Source organism: Halohasta sp. A2 (assembly GCF_056175805.1).
This window is the reverse complement of the sequence record NZ_JAQFWV010000011.1, coordinates 1-17,581: the sequence shown is the minus strand read 5'-3', so window position 1 is coordinate 17,581 and position 17,581 is coordinate 1. Positions and strand designations below refer to the sequence as shown.

Below are 17,581 nucleotides of genomic sequence, written 5' to 3'. Positions count from 1 at the left end.
GGAAATGCGACCGGCCGTTATCGAGAGATACCGCGTCCCTCGTTCTCCAACACTCCTTCGACCTCAGCGGGCGTCACGACCGCGAGGTCACCCTCGATAGTCCGTTTGAGTGCAGCCGTCGCTGCGGCATACGAGAGCGATTCGGCGATGCTGTCGCCAGCGATCTGTCGAGCGAGATAGCCGCCGACGAAGGCGTCACCGGTGCCGATAGCGTCGACAGTGTCGGTTTCGAAGGCTGGCTGCTCGTAGGTTGTTCCGTCGTGGACCGCGAGTGCGCCCTCCTCGCCGCGGGTGATAATGACCGTCTCGAAGTCGAAATCGGCGGCCAATCCAGTGGCGAGTTCCTTGGCTGGTCCCTGTCGATCGAGGACGGTGTGAACATCGCGTTCGGCTGCGATGAGGATGTCGACGTCCCCGAACAGTGATTCGTAGGTCTCGCGCGCTTCGGTCGGCGACCAGAGCTTCGAGCGGTAGTTGAGATCGAAGGCTGTCGTCGTCCCCGCCTGCTGTGCAGTCGCCAATAGATCCATTGTCGTCTCGTCGAGAATCTCGGAGAGTGCGGGTGTGATCCCGCTCGTGTAGAAGACCTCGGCGTCTCGGATCGCCTCCCGGTAGCGGTCGGTCGGACGGGCGGTCGTAATCGCCGCGTCGGTGCGGTCGTAAATGACGGTCGTCGGCCGCGGGGTCGACCCGTGTTCGATGTAGTAGGCCCCCTGTCGGGCCTCGTCGTCCCACTCGATCCGAGGCTCGACGCCATGCTGTCGGACCTCGTTTGTGACCCGGCGACCCAAGGGAGAGTCGGGAAGCTTCGAGAGCCACACCGACGATGTACCGAGTCGAGAGGCTGCGATGGCAACGTTGCTCTCGGCTCCGGCGGTTCGGAATTCGAGGGCTGTCGCCGTCTCCAGTCGGTCCCCGGACGGCGGACTCAACCGAAGCATCGTCTCGCCGAAGGTGACGAGATCGAGCGTCATCGGTACTCCTCAGCGAGTGCGACGAACTCGCTTGCGGCCTCCGTCAGGACACCGAACTCCCCGGCGTCGATCGCTTTGGTGTCGACGATGGCACTGCCAACGCCGAGAGCGACAGCACCGGCCTCAAAGAACGACGCCGCGTTGTCCAGCGAGACCCCACCCGTCGGGATAATGGGAACCTGTGGGAGTGGTCCATTGATGGCACTCACATGACCGGGACCCGTGGTAGATGCGGGAAACAGCTTACAGAAGTCTGCGCCCGCCTGTGTTGCGGTGAGCGCTTCTGTCGGGGTCATCACACCCGTTGCGATAGGTGTTCCGTAGCGATTGCACGTTTCGATCACGTCGGTGTTGACTGTCGGCGTGACGACGAACTCCGCGCCAGCCAGTTGGACGGCCCGAGCGGTCTCGGGGTCGAGAACCGTTCCCGCACCAATAGCGACGTCCTCGAATTCGTTCGAAGCCCGCCGAATCATCTCGACTGCGCCAGGTGTATTGGCCGTGATTTCGATCGCATCGACACCCCCTGCAGCGATCGCGTCGACGACCTCCGTACACACGTCGGCGTCGATTCCACGAATAATCGCGACGATACCCCTCTCTAATATACGCTTGCGCGCGGCAACTTCTCTCATACCTCTACGGATATCCACTGTGTGAACATACATAACTTCAGTGATGCCACAATCAATTGGAGTGAACTACCCCACCCTACTCGCTCCCTGCGTTGCTCCTTGAGGAAGGGGACTTAGCGCCTAATTTCAGTTAAATTAGACGTTCCAAAGTTGGCGCAAAACAACAAAATGCGATGCGATCTAAAGTCAGCAGGGTTTCAACATCTGGGTATTTTATACTGATAAAATCAATACAGTAGATACGGAGACAATCAATGCCGAACCAGTCCAAACTCAATCGATTAGACGCTTACTTAGAAACAAACAATTTAGAGTCGATATGGCTGGCAACGCCACATCTTTTTGCGTGGCTTACAGGTGGCTCTAATCTCGTCGAACGAGCAGGAGAAACGGGAATTGCCGCTGTCGGGTACGATGGCACGGAGACAACTGTTGTCACGACGAATATCGAGGCCCAACGGCTGCTCGATGAAGAACTCGAAGACGATGTGACGCTCAAAGACCGTCCTTGGTACGAAACTGGAATCGAACCGGCCGTCGCTGATCAGGCAACGCGTCCAGCAGCAGCCGATTTTTCGTGGCCCGAATTCGAGCCTGTCGACAGAACGGCGATTACACAACCTTTGACCGAGGGTGACATCGAACAGTACCGAACGCTGAGTCGGGAGACTGCCAGCGTCGTGGAATCAGTCGCCCGACGTGCAACACCGACCGATACTGAACAGTCTCTGGCAGGGTTACTCCATGGCGAACTCCACGCACGGGGTATCGAGTCGACCGTAGTGCTGGTTGGTGGACAGAAGCGCCTCCAGCAGTATCGGCACTTTACGCCCCAACCGGTAGCAGTCGGTGCATACGCCATTCTTACAGTCGTCGGTGTTCGTAACGGTCTCAACGTTGCGGTTACCCGTACTGTCGCCCTCGAGAATCCTCCAGACAGGCTTGAGAAACAGTACGGAGATATGTGTCGGGTTGCTGCAACCGCGTACGCGGCCACACAGAAGGCCGGTCGCACGGGTGGGCAATCGGGGGAAGTATTCAGCGCGATCAGAGAGGCATACGAAGAATTAGAGTATCCCTCCGAGTGGACGAACCATCACCAAGGTGGTGCACTCGGGACACGCGGTCGAGAATGGATCGGGACGCCCGGTGGAAGAGAACCGATCTCATTGCCGATGACCTATGCGTGGAATCCCACTGCAGTTGGAGTCAAAAACGAAGAGACTGTACTGGTAACTGAAAACCGAATCGACGTTCTCACTGAAACAGGCGACCTACCAACAAGAACTGTTGAGGCTGTCAATTTCGATGTGGAGTTGACCGTGACAGATCTGCTCTGGAGCTAGCTGGCTTCGGGCCATCGAAAGACGGTGGTGGGATGTTTGCATCTGGTCACGGTTCTTAACCATTGATTCGACGTCGACAGTCAGTCTACAGCTGGTTTCCTTGTCACGACTACCGTTGGTCTTCGTGAGTGTGGTCAAATTACTGAGATTGGCGAGTCCATCTCGGAAGCACGTATCGCAGTGTACGCCCACTACTCACCGTGGTAGGACATTTTGGAGTCGGGTTCCGTTGTAGGGATTCAAACTTTGCTTTTAGTGCTAAACACCGCACTGTAGTATGTAGTCTTGGATATATTAAACAAAATAACTTTCTGCACTTTTTTACCGTAATAGAGATTTTTGCCAGTATAGTATTAATATACGTCGTATTCGTTTCTTTCGTTTAATCAAATATTTATAATATGATAGTCGCAATAATCATTATGGTCCAAATAGCTGGGGCAAATTTATGCACATTACGTTGATGACTCGACTAAATATTTATATCATATAAAATATTAAAATACCGAAAAAATCAAAAATACGCGCAAATATTTGTAATTTCAGATTCTCAAAATAGCTCGTTATATATTATAATGGAAATTTTCCCAATATTGTGGTTCCTCTATTGGGCCGTGAAATGCTAAAAACGGTCGTAGAAATAAGATAACAGTACTGCTCACGCGCGACGGAAGTGTGGTCTCACTCGCGTACGGATTCGAGGATGAGTTGCTGTTCGACGCGTGCAGCCTTCTGTTGGGCATCGTGTACGGCGTCAACGTTGACACTGATCGACGAGATCCCAGCGTTGATCAACTTCTGGATCATTTTCGGATCTGAGGCTGCCTGACCACAGATACTCGTCGCAACATCGTGCTCCCGGCAGATTCCGATCGTCTCTCGAATCAGTCGCAACACGGCGGGATGCAACGCGTCGTATCGATCGGCGACAGTCCTGTTGTTGCGGTCGACGGCCAGTGTGTACTGTGTGAGGTCGTTGGTGCCGAAGGAGACAAAATCCACACCAGCCGCACAGATTTCGGCGGCACACAGCGCGCTGGCTGGCGTCTCAATCATGACTCCCCAGTTTCGCTTTTCGGGGTCGATCCCGACGGCTTCCATGAGGCCGCGAGCGAGGCTGACATCGGACGCGTCGTTTACCAGCGGGAACATGAGTTCCACGTTGTCGTAGTCCATTCCGTACAGTTTCTCGAAGGCCTGCAACTGTAATTTGAAGAGTTCAGGATTGTCCAGTGAGCGTCTGAGCCCGCGATAGCCGAGCATCGGGTTGTGCTCGTTAGGTTCACCCTCACCGCCTTCGAGCTGGCGGAACTCGTCAGTCGGTGCATCAAGCGTCCGGATGCGAACGGGCCGCGGATAAAAGGCATCGGCTACGGTCCGCATATCGTCGACCAGTGAGTTGACGAACGCGTCAGCACCGTGATCGGCGACGTACTGTGCGGGGGTTTTCTCCGTTGAGATTACCATGTGTTCCATCCGGAGAAGTCCGACACCGTCCGCACCAGTATCGGCCGCGCGCTCCGCAGCCTCAGGTATCGACATGTTGGTTTTGATCTCCGTTGCCGTCATGGGCTTCGGCTGGGCGCTGGGGGCGCTCGGTTCGGTGCTGGAGCCTGTCGACTCGAAATCACGAGCGGGCTCGGTACTCGTCTGCTGGTTTCCGTCAGTTATGACCCCGCGGTCGCCGTCGACGGTTATGTACTGGTCGTCGGTGAGAGTGTCCGTCGCGGTTTCACAGCCGGTGACTGCGGTGACACCCAGTTCGCGCGAGACGATGGCTGCGTGACTCGTCAGCCCGCCCTCATTGGTAACAATTGCGCTCGCCCGCTGCATCGCAGGCATCATGTCGGGTGTGGTCACCGGGGTGACGATCACGTCGCCCTGATTTACTTTGTCAAGCTGGTCGAGCGAGCCGACGATCCGAGCCGTCCCCGAGACCGTCCCCGGGCTCGCACCTAGTCCGTCGACCAGCACTGACGCCCCGTCATCGGTGGTCTCATCCCGTTCGTCTCCCGTCTCCGTTTCATCGGAAATAGTCGTTATCGGACGGGACTGAAGCAGGTAGATCTCACCGTCACTGATCGCCCACTCCACGTCCTGTGGTTGGCCGTAGTGGTCCTCGACAAGCTCTCCTATGTCGCTCAACATGTCGAGCTCCTCGTCCGAGAGGACGCGCTCGTCCTGTTTCTCTGCTGGAACTCCTTTCTCCAGTGTCTCGCCGGTTTTGGGGTCCTTGACGTGCATCGTCTTTTTGGTTGAGACGGTCACCGATTCGACGGTGTCGTCCTGCCGGTCATATGTATAGTGGTCGGGCGAGACGACTCCCGAGACGACGGCTTCGCCGAGTCCCCACGCGGCCTCGACGGTCATTTCCTCTTCACCCGTCGACGGGTGGCTGGTGAACAGCACGCCCGACTTGTCAGCGTCGACCATCCGCTGGACGACCACGGCCATATCCACCTCGCTGTGGGCGAACCCCTGTTTCTCACGATACGCGATCGCCCGCTGGGTGAACAGCGAGGCCCAACAACGCTTGATTCGGTCTAGCAGGTCGGACTGTGAGACGTTGAGAAACGTCTCCTGTTGGCCAGCAAACGAGGCATCCGGGAGGTCCTCCGCAGTGGCTGACGAACGGACGGCGACAATCGAGTCCGAACCGAGGTCCTCGAACGCGTTGAGGATCTGCGAACGGGTCTCGTCGGGCCACGCTGCTTCGAGAATGAGCTGCCGAGCGCGCCGTTCGGCTTCGGCAAGTGCCCGGGAGTCCTCGATATCGATATCGACCGCTTCGAACAACTCGTCGGCGATTTCTGTGCTCTCGATGAACCCCCGATACGCGTCGGCGGTAACTGCGAATCCAGGGGGGATCGGCAGGTTGTGTGACGACAACTCGCCCAAGGACGCCGCTTTGCCACCTACGATGTCTACGTCACTGGCGCTGACCGCGCTCAGCCATGCTACAAACATCAGGTGGATACATTTCACATCAATTTATAAATATTCGTATACCAGAGAGTATAACTGCTAGTGTGATTAGCCGAGAAATTAACTCGGTTTCGAGTCTGCACAGCGTTTTATTTCCAACCGTGGTAGCAGTCGGTGATGCCTACAATCGAGGTATCGGACCAGCTGTACAGCCAGCTTCAGATGAACGATTCCGACGACATCGAGACGGAACTCTGGAAACTCCTGTACGAAACACGACGGGATAGAGTGAACAGATGATTGAGGTCGGAATCAATGGCTACGGAACGATCGGGAAACGTGTCGCAGATGCGGTCGACAACCAGCCGGATATGTGTATCGCCGGTGTAAGCAAACGGACACCGGATCACAATGCCGTTACCGCGATCGGCCGTGGTTTTGAGCTATATGCGCCCGACGCCAAGACGGAAGCTACTTTCACTGCCCACGACTTGCCTGTCGCGGGCACCGTCGAGACACTTATCGCTGAAAGCGACATCGTAGTCGACGCGACACCCGCCGGTGTCGGTGTGGAGAACGCGCCGAGATACGAGCAAGCAGACACACCGGTCATATTCCAAGGTGGAGAAGACGCGACTATCGCACCCACGAGTTTCTGTGCCCGGAGCAACTACGACGAGACAGTCGGCAAGACGTCGACGAGAGTCGTCTCCTGTAACACGACGGGACTAGCTCGGCTTCTCTCACCACTCGACGACCGCTTCGGTGTCCAGTCGGTCGACTGTACGCTGATCCGCCGGGGCGGCGATCCGACGCAATCGGATCGCGGGCCGATAAACGATATCGTCCCCGACCCGGTGACCGTCCCCTCCCACCACGCTCCCGATCTCAAGACTGTGTTGCCCTCCGTCGACGTAGTGACCAAGGGTGTGACCGTGCCAGCGACACTGATGCACCTTCACAGCCTGACAGTGCGCCTCGACGATACGCCGACGGCTGAGGCGGTCACGAACTGTCTCGACAACGAGAGTCGCATCGAACTTGTCGCGAGTGCTCATGGGCACGACAGCTGTGCAGCCCTCCGTGAGTCCGCACAGGACCGAGGTCGCCACCGCGGTGACGTCTGGGAGAACTGCGTCTGGACGGAGTCAATCTCCGTTGACCGAGGGCAGCTGTCGCTTCTTCAGGCCGTCCACCAGCAGGCCGACGTTGTGCCCGAAAACGTTGATGCGATCCGTGCACTCGCTTCCACAACCGATGCAGAGACGAGTCGGCAGCTAACTAACGACGCACTCGGTGTGGGACTGGAGAGTCGGCTCGCCTGATCGGCCAGCCGCCCAGCCCATCTAGTTCGCCAGGTTCCGGAGTTGTTCGTCAGTGTCGAGACGGTCGATGTTGTCGGCGATAATATCGGCCATCCGATCCCAGTAGCGTGGCGTATAGCCAGCGTTGTGTGGCGTAATCAGACAGTTATCGTGGCTCCAGAGCGGGTGACCGTCCGGTAGCGGCTCCGGATCGGTCACGTCGAGTGCTGCCCCCCGAAGTTCATTGGTCTGGAGTGCTGCGAGGAGTGCGTCGGTGTCGACGACTTCGCCGCGCGCGATGTTGACGAGAACGCTGTCCGGTGGCATGCGCGACAGGGCAGTCTCGTCGACGAGTTGTGCAGTCTGTTCCGTTAGCGGACACGCCAGTATCAGATAATCCGTTCGCGGGAGGATCTCAGGAACCTCCTCGATACCGACGACTTCGTCGGCGTTGCCGCCCTTCGATGGGGAGTTACGAACACCGATGGTTTCGACGCCGAACGGATCGAATCGATCGATGATAGCCCCACCGATGGCTCCCATCCCCACGACGGTGACTGTCGAGCCGTACAGTTCGTCGGTGTGATAGTGACTCCACGTACCGGCCTGTGACTGTTGCCAGCCAATGTCGAGACCACGCGCGAACGACAGAACGTAAGCGAGCACCTGTTCGGATGCGTTCGGTCCATGTACTCCAGATGCGTTGGTCACGTGCACATCGTTTTCTGCGAAGGCATCAAGTGGGAGATGATCGGTTCCCGCGAAGGTACAAGCGAACAGATCGAGATTCTTCGCCTTCCCGACAGTCGCAGCGTCGATCCCGAAGCCAGTAATGACTCGCGCTTGGGGCAGGAGTTCGTCAAACTCCGACGGAGAGGCGACGAGTTTGACAGTTTGGGTGGGTAGTCGCTCGGCGAGAACGTTCCGATACTCTTCTGTCGACATCCCATGTATCGTTTGGTTGAGAACGGCAATGTCTATCGATGTCACAACTGGTAGAAACTCTGTAATCACACAAAAATATATCGCAGTTTCTGATTAGTGACGTATCATGAAATACGGTAAATAAAAAACTATTACACAGGTGTGTACCAGTGTTGCGTATGGACGATCCACCGAATGGTTCAGGGACGCAGCCTACGTCCACAAAGCGGGAACAGTTCACCCTGGATGATGTATTCGGTGTATTCGAGAACCGAACGGACAGCGCAAGACCACTGACAGCCAGTGACGTGATGGATGCGGTCGATTGTTCCCGCCGAACAGCACACAACAAACTCGGCGAACTGGTAGAGCAAGGACGGCTCGAAACCCGGAAAGTCGGTGCTCGAAGTCGCGTCTGGTGGGTTCCGATGCTACAGACGACGGCCGACCCGCAACCAGAGCTAATTGCACAGCGGGATCCCGCGGTCGACGTGGAGATCGCCGACGCCGAACTTCCCGGCTCAGGCGAACTCCTTCGAGAGCGCCGAGAGGCGCTCCGGGCGGCCTACGATTACGTCAGTGAGAACCCGGAGGCGACCAAAACGGAGTTTTTCACCGAGGTGTTCCCCGAGAATTCGGCCGGATACAAAACGGCCGACCAGTGGTGGGAAATGATCGAACCTGCTCTTGCTGACCTCCCGAACGTCGATGTCGAGTTGGAGCGAGACCACGTCTGGCACTTCGTCAAAGGATAGAGCCATGAGGACAACATCACGAAACAAGGAAGCTGGGTACCGCCTCTCGACAGAGCGAACGATGTGCGGTTGGTGTCTCACTCCGTCGACGACTCTGGGGAACCGATCGGAGCGTGTCTTCAATGGATAGCTCGGAGTCAACACCCGACGAGGAGGTGGTGTCGGATGCCGATGTCTACGACGAACCGGCGAACGCGACCTACCCGACGTCGACATACACCCCGGTGGCCTACGACAATCTCGATACCATACCACAACAGGCGTCACACCCCGAAACGGGAGATGACGGGGCTTTCAAAGAACTTGATCTGCCGAAGGTGCCGAAACTGAAGTACGTCGTCGGGCCGAGTGCGATCATGCTCGGGGCGTCACTCGGGAGCGGTGAGACGCTGTTCTGGCCGACGCTCGTTGCCCGCTTTGGCTGGGCGTTGTTTGCCCTATTTTTACTCGCGGCTTTCATTCATTTCATCGTTAACACCGAGATCCAGCGGTGGACGCTTGCGACGGGCGAAAGCATCTTCCGCGCGATGGAGCGGCTCCATCCGGCGATCCCACTGGCGCTGTTGCTCGGCGGGTTCGCCTCGCTCGGCTGGCCGGGGTGGGCGGCCAGTGCCGCCAAAATCGGTGCCGCAGGCCTTTCGTTGGAGACCTACAGTGTCTTCGGTGCCGAAATAGTCGGCTGGCGGCTTCTCGGGGTCGTCCTAATGGTGCTCATCTGGCTCACCTACCAGTTGGCACCGCTGATGTACAACATTGTCGAGAAGCTCCAGCTCCTGCTCGTGACGGCGTCGATCTTCTTCGCCCTCCTGCTGTTCGCCCTCGTTGGATCGGTCGAGACGATCCTATCAGTACCGAATAATCTCGTGCTTCCCGGAGAGCAACTTCAGGTCGAGACTGTCGCGATCCTCCTCGGAGCACTGGCCTATGCCGGTGCTGGCGGCTATCTGAACCTCTCACAGAGCCTCTGGATCCGCGAAAAGGGGTACGGCATGGGGCGCTACCAGGGGCGGATCAAAAACCCCTTCGCGGGTGATGATCCCGAGACAGTCCACAGAAACGGCTTTTCGTTCGTCCCAAACCGGGTCAATCTCGAACGCTGGCGGGCCTGGTGGCGTGTCACCCAGTTGGAGCACCTGCTTACCTTCTTCCTCGGGCTCGTGTTCGTCACGACGATCCTCACACTGGTCGTCTTCACATATGCCGCGGGGTCGACCGGCACGGCCGTCGATATCTGGTTAGTCGACGTCATTCCCGTGGTAGGGCCGTTGGCGGGTGCGGTGATCTACATCGTGCTGTTTTTGGCGCTGTTCACGACCGAATACGCCATCGTCGAGTCGTTTGTTCGGAACAGCTCCGATATCATCTACGAACTGTACGGGCGGGACGCGGGCTGGAGTCTCCCGCGGTTGTTCTGGACGCTCCTGACAGTGTTTTGTGGCTGGGGGATCGCCATCCTGTTTTCCCCGCTCTCGGTCGAAAATCCCTTCGGATTGCTGGTCGTTGGCGCGTCGATGTCGGGGCTGATGATGTGGCCCTACATCCTCGTCGTCCAATGGGTCAACACAGTTAATCTCCCCGAACACACGATGCCGGGTTGGGGACGCATCGTCTCAATGTGGTTCGCAGCTGCGTTCTTCGGCTATTTCAGTGTCTTGTTGACCGGTTCCTACCTCTCGACGCGACACGGCTTAGTCGTCTTCGAGACGCAGGCGACAGTCATCGGGAGTGGCATCGGCGGCGGTCTCATGTGGCTCGGTTACGGAACGATCCAGATCGCAGTAATGTATCGGGTGGCAAAGGCCAAGATGGCGTCGACCGGGACTGTCGACGACGCCGAGCGGGCGCGGGGTTGGTTCTCATGACCGACGCGGTACAGGTGCACCTCCACGCGACGATGTGGGGAGCGGCTCCGCTCCGGCTGGCAGACGTGTTGTTCCGGTCGGACCATCTGCTGATCGTGATCTATGACTACCTGACGCCGATGGATCTCGCGATACGGTCTCCGTCTCAGCGGGCCCGTGCGTTCGTCGATCGGATCGAAAACGAGGGGCTGGCCGCCGCACTGACGGCTGCCGAAGAAGTAACTGAACTGTCCTACGAAGCGCTCGATACAATCCGAGTGTATGACGGCGGCTGGTTCGGGCGGGAGGCGGTTTCGATCCGATCGAAAAACACTCCTCCACGGGTCGTCCGCGTTCACAGCGCACTCGATCTCGATCTGTTCATCGAAGCAGTTCAGTCGGTGGTATCCGACTATGCCGTGACTGTCGAACGACGCGATGGTATGGCATTCGAGTGCAACGGACTGCTGGGTCGAGTTAGTCCCTTTTGATCCGATCGGTCGCTTCTGATCCGATCAGTCTCTTCTGACCCGATCCGTCCACGCCTGCGGTGCGATCAGTTCGATCGGGTGTTTCGGCGGTCGTTTCAAGAGATCGTCGAGTTGGTCGAGACAAGAGGTCCCGCTGGCGACGACAGTCCGGTCTTCGGTCTCCGGCATCGTGAACTCTGAGGCGAGTTCCTCGCCGACAGCCATGCTCACGTCGTAATAATCCGCTTTGTAGCCGAAACTACCGGCCATCCCACAGCACTCGACGCTGGAAGTCACTACGTCGTAGTCGAGATCTTCGAGGACTGTCTCAGTGTATTGGTCGATACCGAGGGTCCGCTGCTGACAGTGGCTGTGGTAGGCGACGCGCTCGCCGTCGCCTGCTTCGAGGGCTGTATCATCCCCGCCGTTGGCTAGACAGCCGTACACGTACTCGAAGAGCTCGTAACTGTGTTCGGCAAGTTGTTCGTAGGCTTCAGTATCGAGCAGTTTCTCGTATTCCCGCTGGAACAGTGCATGGTCGCTGGGTTCGATCACGACCACGTCACGGCCAGCCGCAACGTGGGGTCCGAGGTCGGCGGCCACCGCCTCCGCATGTTTTCGAGCCGTCGAGACCATCCCCTGTGAGAGCGGTGCTCGCCCGCTGGCACTCACATCCGCCAACTGTACACGGACGTCGAGGGCTTCGAGGGCGCGCACGGCGGCCTTCCCTCGATCGACTTGCACGTGGTTGGTATAGATGTCCGGGAAGAGGACAACCTCGCGGTCAGGGTCAGCGACCGGCGGCCGGTCGGTCATCCAGTCTCGGAGCGTCTCACGCCGGAACGAGGGCAGTTTGCGCCGGTGGTCGATGCCCGCGACACGTTCCATCAGCTGTCGGGAGAGACGGTTGTTCGCCAGCCAGTTCGAGACGGGCGCGGTCGCGCTGCCGAGCCGCGCGAGCGTCGAGAAGTTGCCGAACAGCCGCTTGCCCGGATCGAGGCCGGCGGGCTCTTCGTCCGGCGTGAGGCCGTCGACGAGCCAGTCGAGTTCGGCGTCGGTGCCGCGGTTGATCCGATCGCGAACGACCGTGTTGATCCACGGAATGTCGATCCCGACCGGACAGGCGTTCACACACCGCGAGCAGCCGGTACAGAGATCGTTGAACTCCCCTGCGGTGTCGAGACCCTCGATTCCGGCTTCCCAACCGGTCGCGATCCCGCCGGAGTAGGTCTCGCCGCCGAAGGCGTGGCCGCCGACCTGCTGGAAGTTGGCACAGGAGTTCGAACACGCCGAACAGCGGATGCAGTACAGCGTCTCGCGCAACTCCTCGTCGTCACGCATGGCCATCCGCCCGTTGTCGATGAGTACGAGGTGGAACTCCCGGTCGTCGGCCGAGCCGAGTTCGTCTTCGGTGAAATCGAGCGTCGGCGAGTCGACCGGCGGCGTGAGCAGCGAGACGTAGGAGGTGATGTCTTGGCCGGTCCCCGAGCGCCCGATCAGTTCGATGAACGGGTGGAGATCCTCGACGGTCGGCACGACCTTCTCGACGCCCGCGACGGCGATATGCGTATCAGTTGCGGTGACCGTCTTGCGGGCGTTACCCTCGCTGGTGACGAGCGCCATCGTCCCCGAATCGGCGGTAACGAAGTTCGCCCCCGTGACGCCGACGTCGGCCGCCGTGATCTTCTCGGCCAGCTTTTTGCGGGCGAACATGGTGAGATCCTCCGCGGTTTCGAGTGGCTCGTCGGGATCGAACTGTTCGTTGAACAGCTCCGCGATGCCCTCACGGGATTTGTGGATCGCTGGCGCGACGATGTGTGAGGGGGCCTCGTCGGCGACCTGCAGCACCCACTCGCCGAGATCGGTCTCGACGACGTCGACGTCGTCGCCCGCCAGCGCATCGTTGAGTTCGATCTCCTCGCTGGTCATCGACTTGCTCTTGACGACGCGCTCGCCGCCGACCTCGTCGACTACCTCGCGGACGTAGTCGTTGGCGTCGCCAGCATCGTCCGCGAGATACAGCGTGCCGCCGTTGGCCTCGATTGCTTCCCGGAGGTCCTTGATGAGTTCGGGGAGTCGCTCGATAGCGTCCTCCTTGATGGCGCGGGCCTCGGATTTGAGCTGCTCGTAGTCCTCGAGTTTGGCGACCGAATCGTAGCGTCCCTGATTGAATCCCTGTGTGTTTGCGGCGACTGCGTCACCCTCCGTTTCGAGGATGTGTTTGATGTGCGCTGCCTTGGTCGAGGTCGGAGAGGAGTTCGTCGTCATTGTTGTACGATGATTACGTGGACGGTCTTCGGTCCGTGTGCGCCTTTCACCAGTGCACCCATGTCGGCGGTTGCACTGGGACCGGTCGCGATGATCCCGCTCCAGTCGTCGTCGCGGAACGAATCTCCGAGCTCGGTCAGCGCCTCACCCATTCCCGGAACGATGTCGGCCTCCCGGATCACAGCGACGTGCTGGTCGGCGAACAGGCTGACCGGTTCGACGCCCGACTGGGTCGTCGGGATCACGATGCTACCGTAGTCGGCCACACCGAGGACCGCCCCGGTGATCCCGGTCGCGGCCGCCTCGACTGTCGCGGGCGAGACATCTCGGTCGACTGTTTCCGGGAGCGAGACGTCCTCGATCCCCGGATCGACGCCGACTGCTGGCGTCGAAGCGACCGCTTCGATCTCCGTTTCGACCACGTCGGGGCCCGTAATGGACCACGAGACGCCGAAATCCTCGAGGCGATCGACGAACTGTTCGGTTGTCGATGCTATGCTATCTTGTGTCATAAATGTATTTGAGGAACATACGGCCTAAATGTTACTGACTCTCCGCCGGGCTCGACCGTTGCGGATTAGTCGTCGAGTTCGACCATCGTCGCCTCCAGTTCCGCGACGGTCGTGTCGATCTCGTCGACGAGATCGCGCTGGTCGGCAGTGGTCTCGGCGATAGAGTCGACTGTGACGGCGAGGGTCTCGGCGCGCTCTGCTGCGCTGTCGACGGTCGCTGCGACCTGATCGGTCGCGGCGGCTTGCTGGTCGGTCGCCTCGGCGACGTCCTGGATGGCTGCTGTTGTTTCCGAGACGGCTGTGACGATCTCCGAGAGTGTCGCTTCGAGTTGCTCGGTCCGCTCGGCTCCGGTCGCGATCTCGTCGGTCATCTCGGCGATGCTCTCGACGGTCCGGTCGGCGTCCGCCTGGATCTCGGTGATCGTCCGCTCGATGCGTGTGGCCTGCTGCTGTGACTCGTTGGCGAGGCTCTTGATCTCGTTGGCGACGACCGCGAACCCGTCACCGGCCTGGTCAGCCCGCGCGGCCTCGATAGAAGCGTTCAACGCCAAGATGTTCGTCTGCTCGGCGACGTCATCGATCACATCGACGATCTCGTCGATCTCGTCGATCCGGCGCTGGAGATCCGTCACGTCGTCCTCGACGGCGGTCGCCGTCTCGTCGACGACCGTCATCGTCTCGCGCGTCTCGCCGACGGCCTCCTGGCCCTCGCCGACCAGGTCGGCGGCTCGCTGGCTCGTCGTTTCGGTCTCGTCGGCTGTCGCTGCAATCTCCTCGACCGCCGCCGAGAGATCCGTTATCGCGTCGGTAACCTGGTTCATCTCGTCGCGCTCGGCCGCTGTGAGATCGGCGATCTCCGATGCACTGTCGGTGATCCGTGCGGCGTTGTTCCGGAGCGTTTCGACGGCGGTCGCGACGTCGTCCGAGACCGTCTCTTGGGCCTCAGACATCCGGTTTCGCTGTCTGACAAGGTCGGTGACGATTGGTGTCGTCTCGACGGCTCCGATGGTCTCGCCGTCGAGATCGGACAGCGGCACCGCCATCGACCGGTTCCACAGGTGGCCGTCCGGCGTTGGCACCTTTCGGAAATCCGACTCACGGATCGTCTCGCCGATACGGGCGACCGTTTCGGCGAGGATCTCGGAGTTCCCCTCCGTTTCGAAGAACTCGTAGCCGGGCGTCCCGAGTGCATCCCCTCGTGACCGCCCGTAGGCTTCCTCGGCTGCGGGGTTGAAATGGACGAGTCGTCGCTCGTCGTCGACGGCGAACGTCGGTTCGGGGAACTGTTCGATCAACTGTATGAACAGCTCTCGCCATCCGTCGCGTTCTGCTCGGAGCTGTTCTCGGCTTTTGTCTTCTGGCGGTACGTCAGCCTCTAGTTTGCTTCGAAACGTCATTGTGTCTCGTTCGTGTGGAGTTAAATCGCGCATCTACGTTTTCGAACACCGATATGTCGATCCGATCCTGGCTCCTCTCGGTCCACCAGTGCGGTACGGAGTGCCTCTGTGGTGTGCGGTGAATGGAGTGTGAGTGGAGTGTGGTGGGGTGTCGCCGCCGGTCCCGTCCCCGAGTTAGGTCGGAAGACGCACCTAGGGCGACGAGTCCCTGGAAGCAGAGCCCATCGAAGGTGGCTCATCAGGCAGTGTTCGGTCGCAGCTGAAACTGCGAGCCTACATCTCTGCTCTCGACTGCTCAGAACACCCCTGGTGAAATCACGTACACGAACAGCAGCGTGAGGATGCCGGTCACTGTGGCGTAGTACGCAAGCGGGATCAGTTCCAATCGGATAACACGACCCTCCTCACCGACGAGGCCGACGACGGCCAGCGCCGCGACGACGTTGTGGACCGCGATGAGGTTCCCGATTGCCCCGCCAACAGCCTGAGCGGCGACGACGATCGTCCGCGAGACGCCTAAGTCGCTTGCAAGATTGTATTGGAACGTGCCAAAGAGGATGTCACTGACCGTGTTCGATCCGGCGAGGAACGCGCCGAACGCGCCGACGAGCCCCGCGAAGAACGGATAGACGCTACCAGCGGTGGTTGCAGTCGTATCCGAGAGCACGACGAGCATGCTGTCGATGCTCGCGGTCTCGCCGGATTGGATCATGATTTGAACCGTTGCAACGGCGAACAGAAGCGCGATCACTGCTGGCATCACTTTCTCAACTGACTCCATCCATGCGTCTTTGATATCCGTCGAACTCATCCCGTGGAGCGGGATCGTCAGTAGGTGGACGAAAACGAAGACCGCACCGGGAAGATACAAGAGTTGGAAGTCGTTGCTCAAGCCGGTGCCGAGGATGTCTGCCCATTCGAACACGAGCGTCGTGGTTAGGAAGGTCGTCAATGGGTCGACCACGCGTGTCAGCACAAGTAGCCCAGCGAGGATGACGTACGGCATCCACGCACGTGGAAGCGACATCCGCTTCGCACCGGTTGTCACTGCACCACCATCGGTTGCCACGGCCGTCCCGCGGCTGGACGATTGTCCGGGCTGGATGTCACCGATCCAATGGTCCGGCCACTCGACTTGTGGACCGAAGTCCCACGTCTCGTCAGGTTCGAGGTAGCCTGCACGAAGTACGGTGACGGTCGCTGCCATACCGACCATCGAGCCGAACAGGCCGGGGAAGGTCGGTCCGAGGAAGTACGCCGTCAACCAGTAGGGAACAGAGAAGGATAGCCACGCGAACACCGTCAGTGGCAGCACCTCCAGTGCCGGTTTGATCGAACGTTCTTCGCCGAAAAAGCGCGTCATCATCGCGACGCCGATAAAGGGGAGCAACACGCCGACGATGACATGGTGTGTGGCCGCCCAGACGCCGATTTCGGCGATCCATTGTTCAACGGTTATCCCCTGTTCGGAAACGACCGATGTGATCGAATCCGACGACTCGAAGACGTCTTGTAGGCCAATGATGAGTGGTGTCCCGACTGCACCGAACGTGATCGCCATCAGGTTCCCTGTTAGTGCGACCACGACGGCTGCGAGTGGTGGGAATCCTAGCCCGACGAGCAGTGGGCCGACAATAGCCGCTGGCGTCCCGAATCCAGCTGCGGCCTCGATGAAAGACCCCATCAGGAACACGAGCAGGACAACCTGTACGCGCCGGTCATCGCTGATCGATGTAAATCCAGCATTGATAACGTCGAACGCACCCGTCTGTTTGAGCGTGTACAACAACAGTATCGCGCCGAAGACGATCCAGAGGATGTTTGTTGCTGTGATCGCTCCATTGATTGACGCCGCAGCGATCCAGGTCGGGCTCATCTGCCAACCGAAGAACCCAACGACAGCAGCGACCGCCCATGCGATCGGCATCGTGCGTGTCGCCGACCAGTAGCGGCCGATCATCAAAAACGCGATGACAGCCAGCGGCGTTACGCCCAGCACGATCTGCGTAGCTGTCGCCATCAGGGAACCCCCGTTGCGTTCGATATGGAGTTAATCAATTGGTCGCGTCGCAAAGTCCTCTAGCACTACTTCTGGGGTTTAGACTGGAGCCAAGGAGATCTGGGGAGAAACATCGACGAGGTCGGTGCAACTTGTCGGGATCTGCTCAGGTTTGACGAAACTTCAGCTGAGATTCGACGCTCCAACACTCACTCACGAGTAACGTGTGCT

14 protein-coding genes are annotated in these 17,581 nt (G+C 59.1%); 6 read left to right on the top strand and 8 right to left on the bottom strand.

All coding sequences use genetic code 11. The features are described from left to right. Window positions 1-17 precede the first annotated feature (17 nt). A complete protein-coding gene (kdgK1, locus tag O2S87_RS05200; RefSeq protein ID WP_475407742.1) occupies window positions 18-974 on the bottom strand; it encodes a bifunctional 2-dehydro-3-deoxygluconokinase/2-dehydro-3-deoxygalactonokinase in 957 nt (318 codons plus the stop codon). Beyond that, window positions 971-1,609: a bifunctional 4-hydroxy-2-oxoglutarate aldolase/2-dehydro-3-deoxy-phosphogluconate aldolase gene (locus O2S87_RS05195; protein ID WP_475407741.1), complete on the bottom strand. Its 639-nt coding sequence runs from the start codon at window positions 1,607-1,609 to the stop codon at window positions 971-973. The genes kdgK1 and O2S87_RS05195 overlap by 4 nt, the downstream gene beginning before the upstream one ends. Window positions 1,610-1,863: 254 nt before the next feature. On the opposite strand from O2S87_RS05195, the gene O2S87_RS05190 reads away from it, so the two are divergent. Next, entirely contained in the window at window positions 1,864-2,955 is a 1,092-nt protein-coding gene (locus O2S87_RS05190; protein ID WP_475407740.1) for a M24 family metallopeptidase, read from the top strand. 681 nt (window positions 2,956-3,636) lie between these two features. Here the strand turns inward: O2S87_RS05190 and ppsA are convergent. Continuing rightward, a complete protein-coding gene (gene ppsA, locus O2S87_RS05185) occupies window positions 3,637-5,922 on the bottom strand; it encodes a phosphoenolpyruvate synthase (protein WP_475407739.1) in 2,286 nt (761 codons plus the stop codon). A 135-nt stretch (window positions 5,923-6,057) separates the two neighbouring features. Between ppsA and O2S87_RS05180 the strand changes: the two genes are divergently transcribed. Both O2S87_RS05180 and O2S87_RS05175 read left to right on the top strand, forming a co-directional pair. Continuing rightward, window positions 6,058-6,180, top strand: coding sequence for a hypothetical protein (locus tag O2S87_RS05180; protein WP_475407738.1), 123 nt, complete (start codon window positions 6,058-6,060; stop codon window positions 6,178-6,180). Then, window positions 6,177-7,205: a type II glyceraldehyde-3-phosphate dehydrogenase gene (locus O2S87_RS05175; RefSeq protein ID WP_475407737.1), complete on the top strand. Its 1,029-nt coding sequence runs from the start codon at window positions 6,177-6,179 to the stop codon at window positions 7,203-7,205. The genes O2S87_RS05180 and O2S87_RS05175 overlap by 4 nt, the downstream gene beginning before the upstream one ends. A 21-nt stretch (window positions 7,206-7,226) precedes the next feature. On the opposite strand, the gene O2S87_RS05170 is transcribed toward O2S87_RS05175, so the two are convergent. Continuing rightward, window positions 7,227-8,174, bottom strand: coding sequence for a D-2-hydroxyacid dehydrogenase (locus O2S87_RS05170; protein ID WP_475407736.1), 948 nt, complete (start codon window positions 8,172-8,174; stop codon window positions 7,227-7,229). A gap of 113 nt (window positions 8,175-8,287) precedes the next feature. Between O2S87_RS05170 and O2S87_RS05165 the strand changes: the two genes are divergently transcribed. From O2S87_RS05165 to O2S87_RS05155, 3 genes are all read left to right on the top strand, one after another. Further along, window positions 8,288-8,863: an ArsR family transcriptional regulator gene (locus O2S87_RS05165; RefSeq protein ID WP_475407735.1), complete on the top strand. Its 576-nt coding sequence runs from the start codon at window positions 8,288-8,290 to the stop codon at window positions 8,861-8,863. Between the two features lie 122 nt (window positions 8,864-8,985). After that, the gene (locus tag O2S87_RS05160; protein ID WP_475407734.1) at window positions 8,986-10,725 is read left to right on the top strand and encodes an Nramp family divalent metal transporter; all 1,740 of its coding nucleotides are present in this window, start codon (window positions 8,986-8,988) and stop codon (window positions 10,723-10,725) included. Further along, window positions 10,722-11,195 (top strand): hypothetical protein, encoded by a 474-nt coding sequence (locus O2S87_RS05155; RefSeq protein ID WP_475407733.1) that lies wholly within the window; start codon window positions 10,722-10,724, stop codon window positions 11,193-11,195. The genes O2S87_RS05160 and O2S87_RS05155 overlap by 4 nt, the downstream gene beginning before the upstream one ends. 24 nt (window positions 11,196-11,219) lie before the next feature. Here the strand turns inward: O2S87_RS05155 and O2S87_RS05150 are convergent, their stop codons facing one another. The 4 genes from O2S87_RS05150 to O2S87_RS05135 form a co-directional block, all read right to left on the bottom strand. Next, on the bottom strand, window positions 11,220-13,442 hold the full coding sequence (locus O2S87_RS05150; RefSeq protein ID WP_475407732.1) for an LUD domain-containing protein: 2,223 nt from the start codon (window positions 13,440-13,442) through the stop codon (window positions 11,220-11,222). Beyond that, the gene (locus O2S87_RS05145) at window positions 13,439-13,954 is read right to left on the bottom strand and encodes an LUD domain-containing protein (RefSeq protein ID WP_475407731.1); all 516 of its coding nucleotides are present in this window, start codon (window positions 13,952-13,954) and stop codon (window positions 13,439-13,441) included. Before O2S87_RS05145 ends, O2S87_RS05150 begins: the two co-directional genes overlap by 4 nt. A gap of 65 nt (window positions 13,955-14,019) precedes the next feature. Further along, the gene (locus O2S87_RS05140) at window positions 14,020-15,351 is read right to left on the bottom strand and encodes a methyl-accepting chemotaxis protein (RefSeq protein WP_475407730.1); all 1,332 of its coding nucleotides are present in this window, start codon (window positions 15,349-15,351) and stop codon (window positions 14,020-14,022) included. Between the two features lie 295 nt (window positions 15,352-15,646). Further along, window positions 15,647-17,371 (bottom strand): L-lactate permease, encoded by a 1,725-nt coding sequence (locus O2S87_RS05135; protein ID WP_475407729.1) that lies wholly within the window; start codon window positions 17,369-17,371, stop codon window positions 15,647-15,649. Window positions 17,372-17,581 lie beyond the last annotated feature (210 nt).

Bases quoted from the DNA above. Each gene is read 5' to 3' on its own strand.
- O2S87_RS05195 (WP_475407741.1), bottom strand. From the start codon at position 1,609: ATGAGAGAAGTTGCCGCGCGCAAGCGTATATTAGAGAGGGGTATCGTC.
- O2S87_RS05180 (WP_475407738.1), top strand. From the start codon at position 6,058: ATGCCTACAATCGAGGTATCGGACCAGCTGTACAGCCAGCTTCAGATG.
- O2S87_RS05155 (WP_475407733.1), top strand. From the start codon at position 10,722: ATGACCGACGCGGTACAGGTGCACCTCCACGCGACGATGTGGGGAGCG.
- O2S87_RS05165 (WP_475407735.1), top strand. From the start codon at position 8,288: ATGGACGATCCACCGAATGGTTCAGGGACGCAGCCTACGTCCACAAAG.
- O2S87_RS05145 (WP_475407731.1), bottom strand. From the start codon at position 13,954: ATGACACAAGATAGCATAGCATCGACAACCGAACAGTTCGTCGATCGC.
- O2S87_RS05140 (WP_475407730.1), bottom strand. From the start codon at position 15,351: ATGACGTTTCGAAGCAAACTAGAGGCTGACGTACCGCCAGAAGACAAA.
- O2S87_RS05160 (WP_475407734.1), top strand. From the start codon at position 8,986: ATGGATAGCTCGGAGTCAACACCCGACGAGGAGGTGGTGTCGGATGCC.
- O2S87_RS05135 (WP_475407729.1), bottom strand. From the start codon at position 17,371: ATGGCGACAGCTACGCAGATCGTGCTGGGCGTAACGCCGCTGGCTGTC.
- O2S87_RS05175 (WP_475407737.1), top strand. From the start codon at position 6,177: ATGATTGAGGTCGGAATCAATGGCTACGGAACGATCGGGAAACGTGTC.
- ppsA (WP_475407739.1), bottom strand. From the start codon at position 5,922: ATGTTTGTAGCATGGCTGAGCGCGGTCAGCGCCAGTGACGTAGACATC.
- O2S87_RS05190 (WP_475407740.1), top strand. From the start codon at position 1,864: ATGCCGAACCAGTCCAAACTCAATCGATTAGACGCTTACTTAGAAACA.
- O2S87_RS05150 (WP_475407732.1), bottom strand. From the start codon at position 13,442: ATGACGACGAACTCCTCTCCGACCTCGACCAAGGCAGCGCACATCAAA.
- kdgK1 (WP_475407742.1), bottom strand. From the start codon at position 974: ATGACGCTCGATCTCGTCACCTTCGGCGAGACGATGCTTCGGTTGAGT.